This is a genomic window from Bradyrhizobium sp. STM 3557, from assembly GCF_045571465.1.
Classification (GTDB): Bacteria; Pseudomonadota; Alphaproteobacteria; order Rhizobiales; family Xanthobacteraceae; genus Bradyrhizobium.
The window spans coordinates 2252648-2270580 of the sequence record NZ_CP120697.1; the positions used below are offsets into that span (position 1 = coordinate 2252648).

Annotated in this window: 16 protein-coding genes; 12 read left to right on the top strand and 4 right to left on the bottom strand. The window is 64.9% G+C overall.

The window, feature by feature from the left end:
• Window positions 1-213: 213 nt before the first annotated feature.
• A complete protein-coding gene (locus P6U24_RS10190) occupies window positions 214-1350 on the bottom strand; it encodes an L-lactate dehydrogenase (protein WP_407158995.1) in 1137 nt (378 codons plus the stop codon).
• A 114-nt stretch (window positions 1351-1464) separates the two neighbouring features.
• On the opposite strand from P6U24_RS10190, the gene P6U24_RS10195 reads away from it, so the two are divergent.
• The 6 genes from P6U24_RS10195 to P6U24_RS10220 all read left to right on the top strand — a co-directional run bounded on the left by P6U24_RS10195 (window position 1465) and on the right by P6U24_RS10220 (window position 6479).
• A complete protein-coding gene (locus P6U24_RS10195; protein WP_407158996.1) occupies window positions 1465-1614 on the top strand; it encodes a hypothetical protein in 150 nt (49 codons plus the stop codon).
• Between the two features lie 194 nt (window positions 1615-1808).
• Entirely contained in the window at window positions 1809-3155 is a 1347-nt protein-coding gene (glmM, locus tag P6U24_RS10200; RefSeq protein ID WP_407158997.1) for a phosphoglucosamine mutase, read from the top strand.
• Window positions 3156-3444: 289 nt separating this feature from the next.
• Complete coding sequence (locus tag P6U24_RS10205; RefSeq protein ID WP_407158998.1) at window positions 3445-4287, top strand: outer membrane protein; 843 nt, start codon at window positions 3445-3447, stop codon at window positions 4285-4287.
• A 181-nt stretch (window positions 4288-4468) separates the two neighbouring features.
• A complete protein-coding gene (locus P6U24_RS10210; RefSeq protein WP_407158999.1) occupies window positions 4469-5317 on the top strand; it encodes an outer membrane protein in 849 nt (282 codons plus the stop codon).
• 86 nt (window positions 5318-5403) lie between these two features.
• Window positions 5404-5994, top strand: a complete 591-nt coding sequence (locus tag P6U24_RS10215) for a glutathione S-transferase family protein (RefSeq protein ID WP_407159000.1) — start codon at window positions 5404-5406, stop codon at window positions 5992-5994.
• 17 nt (window positions 5995-6011) lie between these two features.
• Entirely contained in the window at window positions 6012-6479 is a 468-nt protein-coding gene (locus P6U24_RS10220; protein ID WP_407159001.1) for a GNAT family N-acetyltransferase, read from the top strand.
• 3 nt (window positions 6480-6482) lie between these two features.
• Here P6U24_RS10220 and P6U24_RS10225 read toward each other — a convergent pair whose 3' ends face one another.
• Entirely contained in the window at window positions 6483-7328 is an 846-nt protein-coding gene (locus P6U24_RS10225; RefSeq protein WP_407159002.1) for an amidohydrolase family protein, read from the bottom strand.
• Window positions 7325-8311: an aldo/keto reductase gene (locus tag P6U24_RS10230; RefSeq protein ID WP_407159003.1), complete on the bottom strand. Its 987-nt coding sequence runs from the start codon at window positions 8309-8311 to the stop codon at window positions 7325-7327. Before P6U24_RS10230 ends, P6U24_RS10225 begins: the two co-directional genes overlap by 4 nt.
• A gap of 137 nt (window positions 8312-8448) precedes the next feature.
• Here P6U24_RS10230 and P6U24_RS10235 point away from each other — a divergent pair, with 137 nt between their 5' ends.
• From P6U24_RS10235 to P6U24_RS10260, 6 genes are all read left to right on the top strand, one after another.
• Window positions 8449-8739 (top strand): hypothetical protein, encoded by a 291-nt coding sequence (locus P6U24_RS10235; RefSeq protein ID WP_407159004.1) that lies wholly within the window; start codon window positions 8449-8451, stop codon window positions 8737-8739.
• Window positions 8740-8879: 140 nt separating this feature from the next.
• The gene (locus P6U24_RS10240; protein WP_407159005.1) at window positions 8880-10052 is read left to right on the top strand and encodes a phosphoserine transaminase; all 1173 of its coding nucleotides are present in this window, start codon (window positions 8880-8882) and stop codon (window positions 10050-10052) included.
• A gap of 266 nt (window positions 10053-10318) precedes the next feature.
• Window positions 10319-11908 carry a phosphoglycerate dehydrogenase gene (gene serA / locus P6U24_RS10245; RefSeq protein ID WP_407159006.1) on the top strand — a complete coding sequence of 530 codons (1590 nt, stop codon included), beginning with the start codon at window positions 10319-10321 and terminating at the stop codon, window positions 11906-11908.
• Between the two features lie 132 nt (window positions 11909-12040).
• Window positions 12041-13696 (top strand): mucoidy inhibitor MuiA family protein, encoded by a 1656-nt coding sequence (locus tag P6U24_RS10250; protein WP_407159007.1) that lies wholly within the window; start codon window positions 12041-12043, stop codon window positions 13694-13696.
• A gap of 174 nt (window positions 13697-13870) precedes the next feature.
• Complete coding sequence (ftsH, locus tag P6U24_RS10255; protein ID WP_407159008.1) at window positions 13871-15706, top strand: ATP-dependent zinc metalloprotease FtsH; 1836 nt, start codon at window positions 13871-13873, stop codon at window positions 15704-15706.
• 108 nt (window positions 15707-15814) lie between these two features.
• A complete protein-coding gene (locus tag P6U24_RS10260) occupies window positions 15815-16495 on the top strand; it encodes a protein-L-isoaspartate(D-aspartate) O-methyltransferase (RefSeq protein WP_407159009.1) in 681 nt (226 codons plus the stop codon).
• A gap of 283 nt (window positions 16496-16778) precedes the next feature.
• Here the strand turns inward: P6U24_RS10260 and P6U24_RS10265 are convergent, their stop codons facing one another.
• A complete protein-coding gene (locus P6U24_RS10265) occupies window positions 16779-17822 on the bottom strand; it encodes a C-terminal binding protein (RefSeq protein WP_407159010.1) in 1044 nt (347 codons plus the stop codon).
• Window positions 17823-17933: the final 111 nt, after the last annotated feature.

Here is a 17933-nt window from a genome sequence, read left to right on the forward strand (position 1 = left end):
TCTTACGGACTGTCCGAGATAACGCTGTGAGTAGTTTACGCGTGATCTCTCAGCAATGTCATCCCCGCGAACGCGGGGATCCATAGCCACAGGGTCTCGTTGTTGAGCACGATGTAGCTCCAGCCTGCTCGACAATGACCTCTTGTGGTTATGGATCCCGGGTCGCGCTTCGCTTGCCCGGGATGACAGCGGTTTTTTGGCGGGAGCCTCACCTCAATCCGCCAGCACGTGCCGATCGATCTCCGCGATCGCGTTGACGCCGCACAGGCCCATGGTGACGGCGAGCTCGTTCTTGATGATGTCGATTGCTTTCGCCACCCCGGCCTGCCCGCCGGCACCGAGGCCGTGGGCATAGGCGCGGCCGATCATGCAGGATTTGGCGCCGAGCGCGAGCGCGCGCATCACGTCTTGGCCGGAGCGGATGCCGCCGTCGAACATGATCTCGATTTTATCGCCGACCGCTTCCACGATGCCCGGCAGCACATGGATCGATGACGGCGCGCCGTCGAGCTGACGGCCGCCGTGATTCGACACCACCAGCGCCTGCGCGCCGGTTGCGGCCGCGAGCTTGGCATCCTCGACGTCATGGATGCCCTTGATGATCAGCTTGCCCGGCCAGATCGAGCGGATCCAGTCGACGTCCTTCCAGTTCAGCGAGGTGTCGAACTGCGAGGCGGTCCAGGCGGAGAGCTTGTTGAGGTCCTCGGTGTTCTTCACATGGCCGGCAATGTTGCCGAAGGTGCGGCGCTTGCCCTGCAGCACGCCTTTCACCCAGGCGGGCTTGGTGGCGAAGTCGAACAGCTTGGACAGCGACCATTCCGGCGGCACGGTCATGCCGTTCTTGATGTCCTGGTGGCGCTGGCCGATCACCTGCAGATCGACGGTCAGGCACAGCGCGCTGCACTTGGCAGCCTTCGCGCGCTCGATCAGGTCCTTGATGAAGCCGCGGTCCCGCATCACGTAGAGCTGGAACCAGAACGGCTTTTCGACGCTCCCTGCGATGTCCTCGATCGAGCAGATCGACATCGTGCTCTGCGTGAACGGGATGCCCGCGGCCTGCGCGGCGCGGCAGGCATGGATCTCGCCATCGCCATGCTGCATGCCGAGCAGCCCGACCGGCGCGAGAATGATGGGCAGGGCCGAGGGCTCGCCGAGGATCGTGGTCGAGAGATCGCGTTTGCTGACATCGACCAGGATGCGCTGGCGGAATTTGATCTTCTGCAGGTCCTCGCGATTGGCGCGCAGCGTCTCCTCGGCATAGGAGCCGCGGTCGGCATAGTCGAAGAACGCCTTCGGCACCCGTCGCTTGTGCAACAGGCGGAGATCTTCGATGCAGGTGATGTGCTTCATTGGCGTCCTTCGGCCCCCGATAACCGTCTTGTTTTTTGAAAGCGGGGTGTCATCTAGCATCTTTGACGTCGCTGCCAAATCGAACTTCGAACCGGCGAACATGGGAGTGCGGCCATGGGTACACGCAAGTCGGACGAGGACGCCAAGAAGGCGCGGCTCGAGGAGCAGCTCGAAGAGGGATTGGAGGAGACGTTCCCGGCGTCCGATCCGGTCAGCGCGGCCCAGCCGGCGCCTTCGCTAGGGGAGAAGCCACGCCGGAAGTAGCTCCGGCTGGTCGGGTAAACCTGAGCATTAACAAAGATTTAACCGTAAATTTACGGGTTCGCGGTAACGATTCATCACATTTTTTGAAGCCAACCCGGGATTAAGGAGACTATAACTCCCGGCAGGTCGGCCATGATCGGCGGCGTGATTCGCCTTTGGCCGGCAAACAGATTCTAGGGCATGCTGGGGGTTCTATGAGCCGCAACTATTTCGGGACCGACGGGATTCGTGGCCGCGCCAACGGTCTGATCACGCCGGAGCTCGCGCTCAAGGTCGGGCAGGCCGCCGGTCTTCTGTTCCAGCGGGGGGATCATCGCCATCGCGTCGTGATCGGCAAGGACACCCGCCTGTCCGGCTACATGATCGAATACGCCATGGTGGCGGGTTTCACCTCGGTCGGCATGGACGTGCTGCTGGTCGGCCCGATGCCGACGCCGGCGGTGGCGATGCTGACCAAGTCGATGCGCGCCGATCTCGGCGTCATGATCTCGGCCTCGCACAATCTGTTCGAGGACAACGGCATCAAGCTGTTCGGCCCGCAGGGCTTCAAGCTGTCCGATGATGTCGAGAGGCAGATCGAGCAGCTGCTCGACGAGTCGCTCGAGAAGAAGCTGGCGCAGAGCGCGAGCCTGGGGCGCGCCCGCCGCATCGACGGCGTTCACGACCGCTACATCGAATTCGCCAAGCGCACGCTGCCGCGCGACATCTCGCTGGACGGGCTGCGCGTCGTCGTCGATTGCGCCAATGGCGCGGCTTACAAGGTCGTGCCGGAAGCGCTGTGGGAGTTGGGCGCCGATGTGATCGCGATCGGCGTCGAGCCGGACGGTTTCAACATCAACAAGGAATGCGGCTCGACCTCGCCCGAAGCGTTGTGCCGCAAGGTGCGCGAGATGCGCGCCGATATCGGCATCGCGCTCGATGGCGACGCCGACCGCGTGATCCTGGTCGATGAGCGCGGCCACATCGTCGACGGCGACCAGCTGCTCGCGGTGATCGCGCAGAGCTGGAAGGAAGACGGCCGCCTGGCGCGGCCCGGCATCGTCGCCACCGTGATGTCCAATCTCGGGCTCGAACGTTTTCTGCAGGGGCAGGGGCTCGAATTGGTGCGCACGCCGGTCGGCGACCGCTACGTGCTCGAGCGCATGCTGGCCGACGGCTACAACCTCGGTGGCGAGCAGTCCGGCCACATCATTCTCTCCGACTATGCGACGACAGGCGACGGCTTCGTCGCGGCCTTGCAGGTGCTGGCGACCGTGCAGAAGTTGCGCCGGCCGGTGTCGGAGGTGTGCCATCGTTTCGATCCGCTGCCGCAGATCCTGAAGAACGTGCGCTATCGCGCCGGCAAACCACTCGACAACGCCGAGGTGAAGTCCGCGATCGAGAGCGGGCACCAGCGCCTCAATGGTCACGGCCGTCTGCTGGTCCGCTCGTCCGGCACCGAGCCCGTGATCCGCGTGATGGGCGAGGGCGACGATCGCATCCTGGTCGAGGACGTCGTTGATACCATCGTCGATGCGCTCGGACAGGCGGCGGCTGCCTGATCACTGAACCTTCGCGGGCTGCTTTCGCGCCGGCCGTCACCTGTTGAAGGCCGGCGCTTTCATGTCTGCACGCCTCGTGTGTGAGAACTAATTAGTGCAATCAAGAGAGGTGTGCCTTCGACCTCTCTCAACACATCGTTAGTAAACTCGGGGACCGCCTCGAGATCACGAATTGTCAACCCTAATTATTAGGGTTAAGCGCCGCTTAAGCATTCGCTGCCATTCTTGCCGACATCGGTTTTGATGGGGAGCTTTTTCAGGCTCCGCATCGGCAAAGGGAATGAAGCCAATGCGTAGCGTAAAGTCTTTGCTCGCCGCCGGAGCGGCCACCTTGTTTTCCACTTGCGCCTTCGCGGCGGACCTTCCTATTGCACCGCCGCCGATGTACGCGCCGCCGCCGCCGGCAGATTTCGGTGGCTGGTATCTGCGCGGTGAAATCGGTTTCAGCAACCAGCGGACCAGAGACGTCCACTACACCCGCGAATCGGCCTATTCGCAGCTGACATCGTTCAACCAGACCTCCGCGTTCGACACCGCCGGCATCTACGGGGTCGGCGTCGGCTACCGTTTCAACAACTGGTTCCGCGCCGATATCACCGGGCAGTATCGCGGGAATTCGAACTTCAAGGGCACCGACCGCTTCACCGGCACCGCCGGCGGGCTCGCCTATAACGGCATCGACAATTACAGCGCCAGCAAGTCCGAGTGGCTCGTCCTCGCCAATGCCTATGTCGATCTCGGCACTTGGTGGTGCGTGACGCCGTTCATCGGCGCAGGCGTCGGGGGCGCCCGCGTGACGATCTCGAACTTCACCGATACCGGTATCAACAACCTGCCGTTCACGACCGCGAGCTTCGCCAGCGCGCCCAGCGCCTCGAAGTGGAATTTCGCCTGGGCGGCTCACGCCGGTCTCGCCTATCAGGTCAATCCCAACCTGGTGCTCGAACTCGCCTACAGTTACGTCAACATGGGCGAGGGACGGACCGGCGTGCTGTCGGACTACGTCGGCAACACCACCGGCAATTATTTCAAGTTCAAGGACATCACCTCGCATGACTTGAAGCTCGGCGTGCGCTGGGATCTCGATACGCCGCCTCCGCCGCCCATGATGCCGCTGATCCGCAAGGGCTGATGCGCGGTCTGAAACTAACAGGCGACGAGCTAACAACGGCGCGGGATCTGTCCCGCGCCGTTTGCTTTTGTCCGGCGACGAGGAGAAAGAGTCGGCAAAAATTGGCACTTGACAACGAATGATTAAGGTTAACGCGCGATGATCCCTGGCACAGTTCAAGTATCCGATTTGGAGCGTTGCAATGCGTAGCCTGGTATTGGCGGTCGTGGTGTCCAGTGTTGTGTCCGCCGCGCATGCCGCCGATCTCCCCGATCTTCCGATTTTGCGGGGCGGCCTGACCGAGGGATTGTCCACCTCGCGCGTCAACTGGGACGGCTACTATGTCGGCGTCCAGGGCGGTTACGGGTCGTCCGACGAGAAATTCAGCGGCAGCAATCAGACGATGGCAGCCGCTCTGCTCGCCAACACGGACATCGAAAGCGCCTATGGCGTGTCGAGATGGCCGTTACCCTTCGGCAAGACGACGGGACACACCAGCGCCTATGGAGCCTTCGCCGGATATAACTCCCAATGGGATGACGTCGTGCTCGGCGTCGAGATGAGCTACATGCACGGCTCCTTTGGCGGCACGGCGACCGCGAGCATGTCGCGTGCGTTCAATTCGCCTCTAAATGGTTTCTATGATTCCATCACCTCGACGGCGACCTCGTCCATATCGATCTCCGACATGGCGACCATCCGCGGCCGCGCCGGCTACGCCTTTGACAGCTTCTTGCCCTACGCGTTCTTCGGTCTGGCGCTGGGAAATGCTGACATCAGCCGCAGCGTGACGGTCAACGACAATTACGCGACGACCTTTGCCGTTGCGGTCTCACCCTGCAACAGCGCAACGCCGCCGTTCTGCGCCACGCTGAGCACGTCGGAAGCCCAGCACAACCGCCTCATCTACGGCTATTCCGCCGGCCTCGGCGTCGATGTCAATCTGGTCGCCGGACTGTTTGCCCGATTTGAATACGAATACGTCCGTTTCACCACCACGGTCGACACCAACATCAATACGGTTCGCGCGGGCCTCGGCTACAAGTTCTGAGACTTCTGGCGGTCTGCTGATCGCTTCCGGCGGTTGACACCACGACGTTCACCTGCTGCTCTGTGGATGATCACGGGGCGGCAGGCATGAAAATCTACGGCGATCGCATCTCCGGCAATTGTCTCAAGGTCAAGTGGGTCTGCGATCACCTCGCGCTGCCCTATGGCTGGATCGATGTCGACGTGGTGAAGGGCGAGACCCGCACCGCCGACTTCCTCGCGCTCAACCCATGGGGACAGGTGCCGACCGTCGTCTTCGACGATGGCCGCAGCCTGGCGCAATCCAACGCCATTATCCGCTATCTGGCACGCGACAGTGCGCTCATCCCGGCTGACGCCTTCACCGCGGCGCAGATGGACGCCTGGCTGTTCTGGGAGCAATACAGCCACGAGCCCTATATCGCAGTGCGCCGCTTTCACCTGACATATCTGGGCAAGTCGGTCGACACGCTCGATCCGAAACTGGAGACGCGCGGCTATGCCGCGCTCGATGTGATGGAGCGCCGGCTGGCCGATGCGCGCTATCTCGCCGGTGATGCACTCTCGCTCGCCGATATCGCGCTGCTCGCTTATACGCGCCTCGCCCATGAGGGCGCGTTCGATCTCTCTCGTTATGGCGCGATCCGGCGCTGGATCGGCGATGCGGAGGCCGAGCTCGGCCTCGATCCGGTCCGCTGACACACCGCAGGTCATCCATGTCGAAAACCAGTGCCATCGCCATCCGCCCGGCGCGCCGCGACGATATCGGCGCCATCGTGGCCATGCTGGCGGACGATCACCTCGGCCGCGGGCGCGAGCGCATCGAAGAGCCGCTGCCGCAGAGTTATTTCGATGCCTTTGACAGGATTGCGCGCGACCCCAATCTGCAGCTCGTGGTCGCGGAGGAGGCGGGCAGGGTGGTCGGCTGCCTGCAGCTCTGCCTGCTGCCGGGCCTGAGCTCGCAGGGCGCGAGCCGCGCGCTGGTTGAGGATGTCCGCGTCGCCTCGGACCGACGCGGCCGCGGCATCGGCGAGCAATTGCTGCAATGGGCGATCGGTGAGGCGCGCGCCAGGCGGGCCGCGCTGATGGAACTGCTCACGCATCAGAGCCGCGTTGATGCCCAGCGCTTCTACGAGCGGCTCGGCTTTGCCCGCAGCCATGTCGGGATGGTGATCCGGTTCTGACGTCTATTCCGCCAGCCGATACGCGGCCGCAGCATTTGGCCCGAACGCCTTGTCGCGAAACGCGCCGCCGAGCTTTGCCAGGCATTCCTCCAGCGCCTGCTTGATTGCACCATAGCTTCCCGCGAGCAGGGACACCGGCCAATCGGAGCCGAAGATCAGCCGGTCTTCGCCGAAGCATTGCGCGGCGTGGGCGACATAAGGCGCAAGGCGCTCGGCATCCCAATCGTTCCATACGGCCTCGGTCGCAAGTCCCGAGATCTTGCACCAGACATTGCCGCAGGCGGCGAGTTCGGCGAGCCGGTCGGCCCATTGCCGGTCGAAGCCGCTCGCGATCGGTGGCTTGGCGGCGTGGTCGAGCACGAAGCGTCCGCTCGGCAGCGCGCGGGCGGTCGCGATCGCCGCCGGCAGCTCGCGCGTGCGCACCAGGAGATCGTAGGCGAGATCAAGCGCGACCACGGTCTTGAGACCGCGCTTGACATCCTCGCGCAACAGCCAGTCCGCGTCCGCCTCGTCATGCACCTGATGGCGGATGCCGACCAGTTTGTCGCCGCCGGGCAGGTCGCGCAGGCGCTCGATCGTGTCGCCGAGCGCAGGATCGGTCAGGTCGGCCCAGCCGACCACGCCGGTGACGAAAGGCGTGGCATTGGCCAGACGTAGGAACTCCTCGGTCTCATCGAGCGAGGCCCGGCACTGCACGACGATGCTGGCATCGATGCCGTTCTGCTTCAGCAGCGGCGCGAGGTCCGTCGGCGCGAAATGACGCCGGATCGGTGCCATCTCGTCACCTTGCATCCACGGATAATCGGCGCGACGCGGGTCCCAGAAATGCTGATGCGCATCAATGATCATTGGGAATCTCCCGGCAAGGGGGCGCGCGGATCGACCAGATTGCGCGCGCGCAGTTCCTGCCAGAACGAGGACGGCACAGGCGCATTCGCCATCGCGATATTGTCGGCGGCCTCAAGGGCGGTGCGCGCGCCCTGCAGCGCCACCGTCACGGCCGGATGGGCGAGCGCGAACTGGATCGCCGCGGCCTTGAGCGCGGTGCCATGCTGCTTGCACAGCGCATCGAGCTCCCTGGCACGTGCGACCAGCACCGCGTCGGCGTCCTCGTAGTTGAACTTGGCGGCGCCATAGGGATCGGCGAGAATGCCGCTATTGTAGATGCCGCCGAGAATGATGCCGATATTGCGTTCGAGGCAGATCGGAAGCAGCGTCGTCAGCGCGCCCTGGTCGAGCAGCGTGTAGCGGCCGGCGAGCAGGAAACAGTCGACCGGCACGGCTTCCGCGAACCGCGCCAGCATCTCGGACCGGTTCATGCCGGCGCCGATCGCGCGCACGCTGCCGTCGTCGCGCAGGCGCTGCAGCGCGCGGAAAGCGCCGCTGACGGCGGCGTCGTAGTGATCGTCAGGATCATGCACGAGCAGGATGTCAATGCGGTCGAGGCCGAGCCGCGCAAGGCTCTCGTCGACCGAGCGCATCACGCCGTCATACGAAAAGTCGAAATGCGGCCGCAGGCTCGGCGCGCCCTTGTAATGATCGTCCTCCGCAGGCGACGCATCGTCTGCGCGCAAGAGGCGGCCGACCTTGGTCGAGAGCGCAAAACTGTCGCGCGGCTGCGCGCGCAGGAAATGCCCCAGGCGTTGCTCGGCGAGGCCGAAGCCGTAGAGCGGAGCAGTGTCGAAATAGCGCACGCCGAGCGACCAGGCCTGTGCGATGGTCGCTTCGGCATCGGCGTCGCTGACCGCGGCAAACAGGCCGCCGAGTGGTGCGGTGCCGAGCCCGAGCCTCGTGACCTCGAGGCCGCTCCTCCCGATTTGAACGCGCTTCATCGTTTTGTCCTTCTTGGCGCGTGACGCGCAAGGCGCGGCCGGCTGCGGCCGCCGGGACGCAGTGTGCAGGATGGATTCGCGATGGGCAACCGGGATAGTTTGTGCGGCACAATGAAGCGAGCGAGGGGAGGCGTGCGATGTCGGCGATCAATCCGCTCACGGCGATCGGTGTCGTGCTCGCCACGGCGGCGACGGATGCGGTCTATGTGATGTTCACCTCCGCCGTCGTGGCGCGGCGGCGCTTCTCGGCAGCGACCTGGAGCTCGGTCTGGTACATGCTCTCGTCATTCGCCGTCATCAGCTACACGGAGAACTGGATCTATGTCGGTTTCGCCGCGATCGGCTCCTGGATCGGCGCCTACGCGTCGATGACGTTCTTGCATCGTCCGCCCGCCGGACAGCAGCCGCTCGGCGCCGCACCGGAGTAACGCGCGCGGCAAGCGGCCACATCCGCGTGAGCGTGCTCGCGCGCTGCGCGAAGTTTCTTGACGCTGCGCCGCCTTTGTCCTATTCACCGCGGCGGGACACCTCCCCCCAACGGGAGGCTTACTATCTGGAAGGATAGCTGATGACTGCAGCGAAGCCCGCTCAGCGGCCGGTCGTGCCGCATTTCTCTTCCGGCCCCTGTGCCAAGCGCCCCGGCTGGACATCCGAAAATCTCAGGGACGCAGCACTCGGTCGTTCGCATCGCGCGAAGATCGGCAAGGCCAAGCTCAAGCTCGCGATCGAGCTGACGCGCGAGGTGCTGGAAGTGCCAGCCGACTACAAGATCGGCATCGTGCCGGCGTCCGACACCGGCGCCGTCGAGATGGCGCTGTGGTCGCTGCTCGGCGCCCGGCCCGTGACGACTATCGCCTGGGAATCCTTCGGCGAAGGCTGGGTCTCCGACATCGTCAAGGAGCTGAAGCTCAAGGACGTCACCAAGCTGCATGCGCCCTACGGCGAGATCCCCGATCTCTCCAAGGTCGATCCGGCGAGCGATGTGGTCTTCACCTGGAACGGCACCACCTCGGGCGTGCGCGTGCCGAACGCAGACTGGATCAGCGCGAGCCGCGAAGGCCTGACGATCTGTGACGCGACCTCGGCTGCATTCGCGCAGGCGCTGGACTGGCCGAAGCTCGACGTCGTCACCTTCTCCTGGCAGAAGGCGCTCGGCGGCGAGGCCGCGCATGGCATGCTGATCCTGAGCCCGCGTGCCGTCGAACGGCTCGAGACGTACAAGCCGGCCTGGCCGTTGCCGAAGATCTTCCGTCTTACCAAGGGCGGCAAGCTCAACGCCGGCATCTTCGAGGGCGAGACCATCAACACGCCGTCGATGCTCTGCGTCGAGGACTATCTGGATGCGCTCAACTGGGGCAAGTCGATCGGCGGATTGAAGGCGCTGATCGCGCGTGCCGATGCCAACACCAAGGTGCTCGCCGATTGGAAGGCCCGGACGCCGTGGATCGACTTCCTCGCCAAGGATCCGGCGATCCGCTCCAACACCTCGGTGTGCCTGAAGGTGGTCGATCCCGCTATCACCTCGCTGTCCGCCGATGCCCAGGCTGACTTTTCCAAGAAGCTGGTGGCATTGGTCGAGAAGGAGAACGCCGGCTTCGATTTCGCGCATTACCGCGATGCGCCGGCCGGTCTGCGGATCTGGTGCGGCGCGACGGTGGAGGCAAAGGACGTCGAGCTGCTGACGCAGTGGATCGACTGGGCCTTTACTGAGGCCAAGGCGGCGCTGCCGAAGGCGGCCTGACGCGCGCAACGGCCGTTATGCCGTCATTGCGAGCGCAGCGACGTGTCCGCCGAAGCCAAACGGGCGAAGGCGGAACCAATTCAGGGCGGCGAAGAAGGTCTGGATTGCTTCGTCGCTTCGCTCCTCGCAATGACGACAATTAAAGCGCGAAGCGGGTGGACACATTTCGCTTTGCCCACCCACCAAGATTCCATCGCATGTTGACCCTCTCCGACAAGCCGAGAGGGCTTGGACTGCCGTGCCCACTACCCTCGCAGGATAGACAGATGTCCAAACCCAAGGTTCTCATTTCCGACGCGCTCTCGCCGGCTGCCGTACAGATCTTCCGGGATCGCGGCATCGAGGTCGACTTCCAGCCCAATCTCGGCAAGGACAAGGACAAGCTCGCCGACATCATCGGCGATTATGACGGGCTCGCGATCCGCTCCGCCACCAAGGCGACCGCCAAGATCATCGAGCGCGCCAAGCGGCTCAAAGTGATCGGCCGCGCCGGCATCGGCGTCGACAATGTCGAGATCCCGGCGGCGACCGCCAAGGGCATCATCGTGATGAACACGCCGTTCGGCAACTCGATCACGACGGCCGAGCACGCGATCACCCTGATGCTGGCGCTGGCGCGCGAGATCCCACAGGCTGATGCCTCGACCCAGGCCGGCAAGTGGGAGAAGAACCGCTTCATGGGCGTCGAGATCACCGGCAAGACGCTGGGCGTGATCGGCTGCGGCAATATCGGCTCGATCGTGTGCAACCGCGCGCAGGGCCTGCATATGAAGGTGATCGGCTTCGATCCGTTCCTGACCGAGGAACGTGCCCGCGATCTCGGTATCGAGAAGGTCGAGCTGGACGAGTTGCTCAGGCGCGCCGATTTCATCACCCTGCATACGCCGCTCACCGACAAGACCCGCAACATCATCGATGCCGCCGCGCTCGCCAAGACCAAGAAGGGGGTACGCATCATCAATTGCGCCCGCGGCGGCCTCGTCGACGAGCAGGCGCTGCTCGCTGCGCTCAATTCCAAGCATGTCGCCGGCGCCGCGCTCGACGTCTTCGTCGAAGAGCCGGCGACGGCAAATCCGTTGTTCGGTCATCCCAACGTGATCTGCACGCCGCATCTCGGCGCCTCCACCACCGAGGCGCAGGAAAACGTCGCACTGCAGATCGCCGAGCAGATGTCGGATTATCTGCTGACGGGCGCAATCTCCAACGCGCTCAACTTCCCCTCGATCACAGCAGAGGAGGCGCCGAAGCTGAAGCCGTTCATCGAGCTCGCCGAGAAGCTCGGCTCGTTCGCCGGCCAGTTGACCGAGAGCAGCATCCACAAGGTCCAGATCACCTATGAGGGCCATGTCGCCGAGATGAAGACCAAGGCCCTGACCTCGGCCGTGCTGGCCGGCCTGCTGCGGCCGATGCTCGGCGAGGTCAATGTCGTCTCTGCGCCCGCGGTCGCCAAGGAGCGCGGCATGGTGGTCGACGAGATTCAGCGCGCCGGCGAGAGCGACTATGAAAGCCTGATCACGGTCACGCTGACCACCGAGCATCAGGTGCGATCGGTGTCGGGCACGGTCTATGCCGACGGCAAGCCGCGGCTGGTCGACATCAAGGGCATTCGCGTCGATGCCGAGTTCGGCAAGTCGATGATCTATGTCACCAACGAGGACAAGCCGGGCTTCATCGGCAAGTTCGCAAGCCTGCTCGGCGATGCCAAGATCAATATCGCGACCTTCCATCTCGGCCGCGTTGCGCCCGGCGGCGACGCCATCGCGCTGGTTGAGGTCGATGGCGCAGTGCCGGCGGCACTCTTGGCGCAGATCCAGGCGCTGCCCCAGGTCAAGCAGGCCAAGGCGCTCGCGTTCTGAGCGGGGCTTCAGCCGCTTGCTTTCAGCGGGCCACCAGGTCCGTTGAACCGAGTCGTTTCTCGCCGCGTCTAACGCCGGATGCGTGACCGGGCTTTGCCGGGTCGTGCGGCGTTGGATCTGCGGGAGAACATCATGACAATTCGAGCAAGGTGCCTGGCAACGACGGCTCTCGCGGTCATCGGCCTCTCGGCGGCGTCGCCATCCTGGGCGGCGGATCTGGAAGCGGCCTCGACCGTCGATGCCGTCACCGTCTACCCCGATGGCGCCAGCGTCACCCGCCTGATCTCGGTCGACCTGCCCGAAGGCGAGTCGGCGCTGACGGCGAAAGATTTTCCGCTCGGGCTCGACGTCTCCTCGCTGCGGGTCGAGGGCGAAGCGGCTGCGAAGCTCGTGATCGGCGCCGTCGATGCCAAGCCGCCGCGCCCGGCTCCTCCGGTCAATCTGCCCGAGATCGACAAGCAGATCGAGGCGCTGAAGGATGCGCGCGCCGATCTCGACGATGCGATTGCGGCTGCGACGGCGCGGCGCAAATTCGCCGAGCGCTTTGCCGAGAGCGCGCCGGCCGGGCTCGGCGACAAGGGCGAGGCGCGTCCGCTCAGCGAATGGCGCGCCGCTTTCGCTGCTGTGTCCGAAGAGGTTGCGACCGCTGATAGCGCGATCCGCGAGGCGGTACGCAAGCAGCGCGGCATCGATCGTGACATTGCGCGGCTCGAGGCCGATCGTGCGAGCAAGCCGCCGGCCAAGCTCGAACTGCGGATCGATCTCGCCGCCGCAGTGGCAACCCGCGCCACGCTGCGGGTGACCTATGCGGTGCGCCATGCGCATTGGGTGCCGCTCTACGACGCGCGGCTCGATACCTCCGCGCCTGATCACAAGGTGGCGCTCGAGCTCGTTCGCCGCGCCGAGATCATGCAGAGCACCGGCGAGGATTGGTCGAACGTGGCGCTGTCGGTCTCGACCGTGCGGACCGCACGCGGCGGCAGCGCACCGGAGCTGAAGACGCTGATCGCGCAATATCCACCGCCGCCTGCGCCAGTGGCCGCGGCGGCGCCGCTACTGGAGAAGCCGCGCATGATGGCGAGGTCGGCGGCGCCCGAGGCCGACAGGAGAATGAAGCTGGCCGAGGAGCAGGAGGCGACCGCGGATGTCGGCGCCTTCCAGACCGCGTTCAGAATTCCGGGCCGCGTCAGTGTCGGCACAGCTGATGGCGCCAAGAGCCTGCGCATCTCGACTGCGACGATCGCGCCGGAGCTCGTAATCCGCGCCGCGCCGGTGCTGGACCCGACGGCTTACCTGGAGGCGAGCTTCGTGCAGCACGAGGATGCGCCCTTGTTGCCGGGCAAGGTGTCGATCTATCGCGACGGCAGCTTCGTCGGGATTTCGCAGATGACCTCCGCGTCCAAGGACGAGACGGTACGGCTGGGCTTCGGCGCCGACGACAAGGTGAAGGTCGAACGGACCGTGCTCAAGCGCAATGAAGGCACGTCGGGCCTGATCGTGGCCACGGCGAAGACCGACGAGCGTGCGTTCAAGACCACGATCCGCAACGGCCATGATTTCCCGATCAAGCTCGCGATCCAGGACCAGCTTCCGGTCGGCGAGAACGAGGACATCCAGGTCGAGCTGCTGCCGGCCTCGACGGCGCCGACCACGACCAATGTGCGTGACCGGCGCGGCGTGCTCGAATGGGCCTTCGAGGCGAAACCGGGCGAGGCGAGGGACATCGCGTTCGCCTTCCGGCTGCGCTGGCCGAAGGACAAGGCGATCGTGATGACGCCGTCGGGCTGAGCTCCTTGCGCTGATCGCCGCTCGCTGCCGGGTTCGCACAGAGCGCGGGCCGGGGAGCATCTTTGATCCAGTGCAAGCGCGTGGAACCAGCGGCCAGTTATGGTCTTTCTCGAAAGACGGCACCGAGAATGTCTGATGAAGCTCGGTGTCGATCCGACGAGAGAGTAACTTGCCATGGAATCCGATCAGTCCTCCCGTAAGCAGGCCATCGTCACCGGCTACATCATGCTGGCCGGAATCGGCATGTTGCTGATGCAATGGTTGCTGACGACCTACAACACGGTCGAGACCATTCCTTACAGCCAGTTCGAGCAGCTGGTGGCGCAGGGCAAGGTCTCGGAAGTCGCAGTCGGCCAGGACGCGATCCAGGGCAAGTACAAGGACAAGCAGCCGGACGGGAAGACCGCCTTCGTCACGGCGCGCGTCGATCCGGCGTTTGCCGACAAGCTGGCGGCCAAGGGCGTGACGGTCACCGGCGTGCCATCAGGCGGATTGATCCAGACCATCCTGTCCTGGGTGGTGCCAGCTGTGATGTTCTATCTGATCTGGCTGTTCCTGGGCCGGCGCCTGATGGACCGGCAGGGCTTTGGCGGGTTGATGTCGATCGGCAAGTCGCGCGCCAAGATCTATGTCGAGAAAGACACCAAGGTCACCTTCGCCGATGTCGCCGGCGTCGAGGAGGCGAAGTTCGAGCTGCAGGAGGTGGTGCAGTTCCTGAAGGACCCGAAGAGCTATGGCAGGTTAGGGGCTCACGTGCCGAAGGGCATCTTGCTGGTGGGCCCGCCCGGCACCGGCAAGACCCTGCTGGCCCGCGCCGTTGCCGGCGAAGCGGGCGTCGCGTTCTTCTCGATCTCCGGCTCCGAATTCGTCGAGATGTTCGTCGGCGTCGGCGCCGCGCGGGTGCGGGATCTGTTCGAGCAGGCGCGCAAGGCGGCGCCCTGCATCATCTTCATCGACGAGCTCGATGCACTGGGCCGCAGCCGCGCCGCTGGTGGCGCGCTCGGCAGCTATGACGAAAAGGAGCAGACGCTCAACCAGTTGCTCGCCGAGCTCGACGGCTTCGACCCGACTTCGGGCGTGATCCTGCTGGCTGCGACCAACCGTCCCGAGATCCTGGATCCGGCGCTGCTGCGCGCCGGCCGCTTCGATCGCCAGGTGCTGGTCGATCGGCCCGACAAGAGCGGACGGCTGGCCATCCTCAAGGTGCATGCCCGCAAGATCCGGATGGCTGCGGGCGTCGATCTCGACAAGGTCGCGAGCTTGACGGCCGGCTTCACCGGCGCCGACATCGCCAACCTGATCAACGAGGCCGCGATCGCGGCCACGCGTCGCAAGGGCGACGAGGTGACGTTCGAGGACTTCACGGTCGCAATCGAGCGCATCGTTGCCGGCATCGAGAAGAAGAGTCGCGTGCTGAGTGCCCCCGAGCGCCGCCGCGTTGCCTATCATGAGATGGGTCACGCGCTGGTCGCGGCGAATCTTGCCGGCGTCGATCCCGTGCAAAAAGTCTCGATCATTCCGCGCGGCGTCGGCGCGCTCGGCTATACCATGCAGCGGCCGACCGAAGACCGCTTCCTGCTGTCGGTCAGCGAGCTGAAGAACCGCATCGCGGTGCTGATGGGCGGCCGCGCGTCCGAGCAGTTGATCTTCGATGGCGACGTCTCCACCGGCGCCGCCGACGATCTGCAGCGCGCCACCGAGATCGCGACCGAGATGGTGACCAAATTCGGCATGGACCGGACGGTCGGCCAGCGCACCTATGCGCCGCGTCCACAGGCGTCGTTCCTGCAGGCGCAGGATCAGGTGGTGAGCGCGGCCGAGGAGACCGGCCGCGAGATCGATCTTGCCGTGCGCAATCTGATCGCCGAGGGGGATGCGCGGGCCCGCAGCATTCTCGAAGGCCATCGCCACGATCTGGAGCAGGGCGTGGCGCTGCTGATGGCCAAGGAAACGCTGACCGCAGAGGAATTCGCCGCATTGCGCCCGGTTGCCGAGGAGGAACAGGCGTGAGCCGCTGCGGTTGATATCCCAGGCCGCGATCGCCGCGACCGATGACGAACATTCGACGGTCCTGCCGCGATCATGTCCCGGCTTTCGGCACGAGACGGGAGCGTCATCATGGCGACGTCCGACGGGAAGGGTGCTGTAGATCTCACTGCTGCGCGCGAGCGGATGGTTGCGCGCGACATCGCGGGCCGCGACGTGCAGGATGAACGCGTGCTCGCGGCGATGCGCAAAGTGGCGCGCGAGGCGTTCGTGCCGGAGAGCCTGCGCAAGGCCGCCTATGAGGACACGCCGCTGCCGATCGGCAGCGGGCAGACGATCTCCCAACCCTATATCGTGGCGTTCATGATCGAGGCGCTGCAGCTCAAGGGCGGCGAGAAGGTGCTCGAGATCGGTACCGGCTCGGGCTATGCCGCAGCCGTGCTGGCGGAGATTGCAGGCGAGGTCTGCACGGTGGAGCGATTGCATCCGCTCGCGGATCGTGCGGAGAGCATCTTTGCGCAGCTCGGATATCGGCACATCCATGTGCTGCGCGGCGACGGCACGCGTGGCTGGCCCGCTTATGCCCCCTATGATGCGATCGTGGTCACCGCCGGCGGGCCGCGGGTGCCGGAGGCGCTGAAGCAGCAATTGGCGATTGGCGGTCGGCTGGTGATCCCGGTCGGCGCCGGCCAGGAGACCCAGGAGCTGCTGCGGGTCACACGCCGGTCCGCGACCGAGTTCGATGTCGAGGAGATCGGAGGTGTCCGCTTCGTACCCTTGATTGGCGAGCAGGGCTGGCCGAACCTCGACTAGATGCCTGTTTCCGAAGTCACGGCTCCATATGTAGGTCCCCGCTGTCATCGTCCGCCACCCGGTCCGGCCTTCGGCCGGCCGGATGACAGGCTCCGGCGGACGATCCAGTACGCCGCGGCGCCTCGGTTCAATCACCGCTGTCACGGAGTACTGGATGCTCCGCCGGAGCCTGTCCTCGGGCTCGCCAAAGGCGAGACCCGGGGGCGGAGCATGACAGCGTTGGAGATGGCGAGAGCTCAACCCATCCACCGACAGCCGGATTTCAAGGGATCGCTCGACTAGACTAGCTGTTAGGCCCGCGATCCATGCCGACCGGCTGCCAGCGCTTCAGCGCTGTGTTCTGCAGCACCGACGGGTTGACGCAGCTCACCGGCCACAGCCCCTGCAGCACCAGTGCGAGCTCGTGTCCGACGCGGCGCTTGCGAGCCGCATCGAACCGCGCCGAGGCGGAAGCCACATGCGCGGTCAGCGTCACATTGTCCATCCGCAGCAGCGGATTGTTGTGCGATGGCGGTTCGGTCTCCAGCACGTCGAGCGCGGCGTGGGCGATCCAGCCTTCCTGCAGCGCCTTGATCAGCGCTTCCTCCTGCACGGTGGCGCCGCGGCCGGTGTTGATGAAGATCGCGCCGCGCTTCATCTGCCGGAAATGCTGTTCGGTGAGCATGTGCTGCAGCTCGGGCCGCGCCGGCGCGTGCATCGAGACGAAATCCGATTGCGACAGCACTTCGGACAGTGTCGCCGGCACGACGCCATGCTCTGATATCAGCGTCTCCTGGATGAAGGGATCATAGGCCAGCATGCGCAGGCCGAACGGTGCGGCGCGTTTGGCGACTGCACGCGCGACGCGCCCGAACGAGACGAAACCGAGCGTCTGGCCCATCAGCCGCGGAATCGTCGAGAGCGCCGGCCGGCCCTCGGCCCAGCGCCCCTCACGTACCATCTTGTCCTGCTGCACCAGGCGGCGGAAGCCTGCAAGCAGCAGCATCATCGCGTGGTCGGCAACCTCCTCGATGAAGGTGTCCGGCACGTTAGTGACGGGAATGCCGCGCGCGGTCGCCGCCTTGACGTCGACGCTGTCGACACCGACGCTGCCGAGCGTGATGACCTTGCAGTTCTCCAGCGCATCGATGATGGTCTTGGTGATCGGGATGCCCTTGGCATAGATCGCATCCGCATGACGCGCGGCAGCGATGAACGCGCCCTCGTCGTTCGGTGCCTCCACGATTTCCGCGCCGATCGGCGCCAGCGCCTCCATCTCATAGGCATAGCCGCCGCCGGCCACTGTGAAGCTCGCGCCTTGGGGCGTCACGATCTTGAACACCGACATCTGTTCCTCCCTGTTCTCCCATTTGCGGGAGCATCCTGCTTGCTCAATCAAAGCACGCTGTCATGGGCTTCGACTATCCCTGAGTGCGGCTCGGCGGCGCCTGCGTGCTCG

Bases quoted from the DNA above. Each gene is read 5' to 3' on its own strand.
- P6U24_RS10215 (WP_407159000.1), top strand. From the start codon at position 5,404: ATGAAAATCTACGGCGATCGCATCTCCGGCAATTGTCTCAAGGTCAAG.
- P6U24_RS10220 (WP_407159001.1), top strand. From the start codon at position 6,012: ATGTCGAAAACCAGTGCCATCGCCATCCGCCCGGCGCGCCGCGACGAT.
- P6U24_RS10225 (WP_407159002.1), bottom strand. From the start codon at position 7,328: ATGATCATTGATGCGCATCAGCATTTCTGGGACCCGCGTCGCGCCGAT.
- P6U24_RS10210 (WP_407158999.1), top strand. From the start codon at position 4,469: ATGCGTAGCCTGGTATTGGCGGTCGTGGTGTCCAGTGTTGTGTCCGCC.
- P6U24_RS10240 (WP_407159005.1), top strand. From the start codon at position 8,880: ATGACTGCAGCGAAGCCCGCTCAGCGGCCGGTCGTGCCGCATTTCTCT.
- P6U24_RS10195 (WP_407158996.1), top strand. From the start codon at position 1,465: ATGGGTACACGCAAGTCGGACGAGGACGCCAAGAAGGCGCGGCTCGAG.
- P6U24_RS10190 (WP_407158995.1), bottom strand. From the start codon at position 1,350: ATGAAGCACATCACCTGCATCGAAGATCTCCGCCTGTTGCACAAGCGA.
- P6U24_RS10230 (WP_407159003.1), bottom strand. From the start codon at position 8,311: ATGAAGCGCGTTCAAATCGGGAGGAGCGGCCTCGAGGTCACGAGGCTC.
- P6U24_RS10265 (WP_407159010.1), bottom strand. From the start codon at position 17,822: ATGTCGGTGTTCAAGATCGTGACGCCCCAAGGCGCGAGCTTCACAGTG.
- P6U24_RS10235 (WP_407159004.1), top strand. From the start codon at position 8,449: ATGTCGGCGATCAATCCGCTCACGGCGATCGGTGTCGTGCTCGCCACG.
- ftsH (WP_407159008.1), top strand. From the start codon at position 13,871: ATGGAATCCGATCAGTCCTCCCGTAAGCAGGCCATCGTCACCGGCTAC.
- P6U24_RS10205 (WP_407158998.1), top strand. From the start codon at position 3,445: ATGCGTAGCGTAAAGTCTTTGCTCGCCGCCGGAGCGGCCACCTTGTTT.
- P6U24_RS10250 (WP_407159007.1), top strand. From the start codon at position 12,041: ATGACAATTCGAGCAAGGTGCCTGGCAACGACGGCTCTCGCGGTCATC.
- serA (WP_407159006.1), top strand. From the start codon at position 10,319: ATGTCCAAACCCAAGGTTCTCATTTCCGACGCGCTCTCGCCGGCTGCC.
- P6U24_RS10260 (WP_407159009.1), top strand. From the start codon at position 15,815: ATGGCGACGTCCGACGGGAAGGGTGCTGTAGATCTCACTGCTGCGCGC.
- glmM (WP_407158997.1), top strand. From the start codon at position 1,809: ATGAGCCGCAACTATTTCGGGACCGACGGGATTCGTGGCCGCGCCAAC.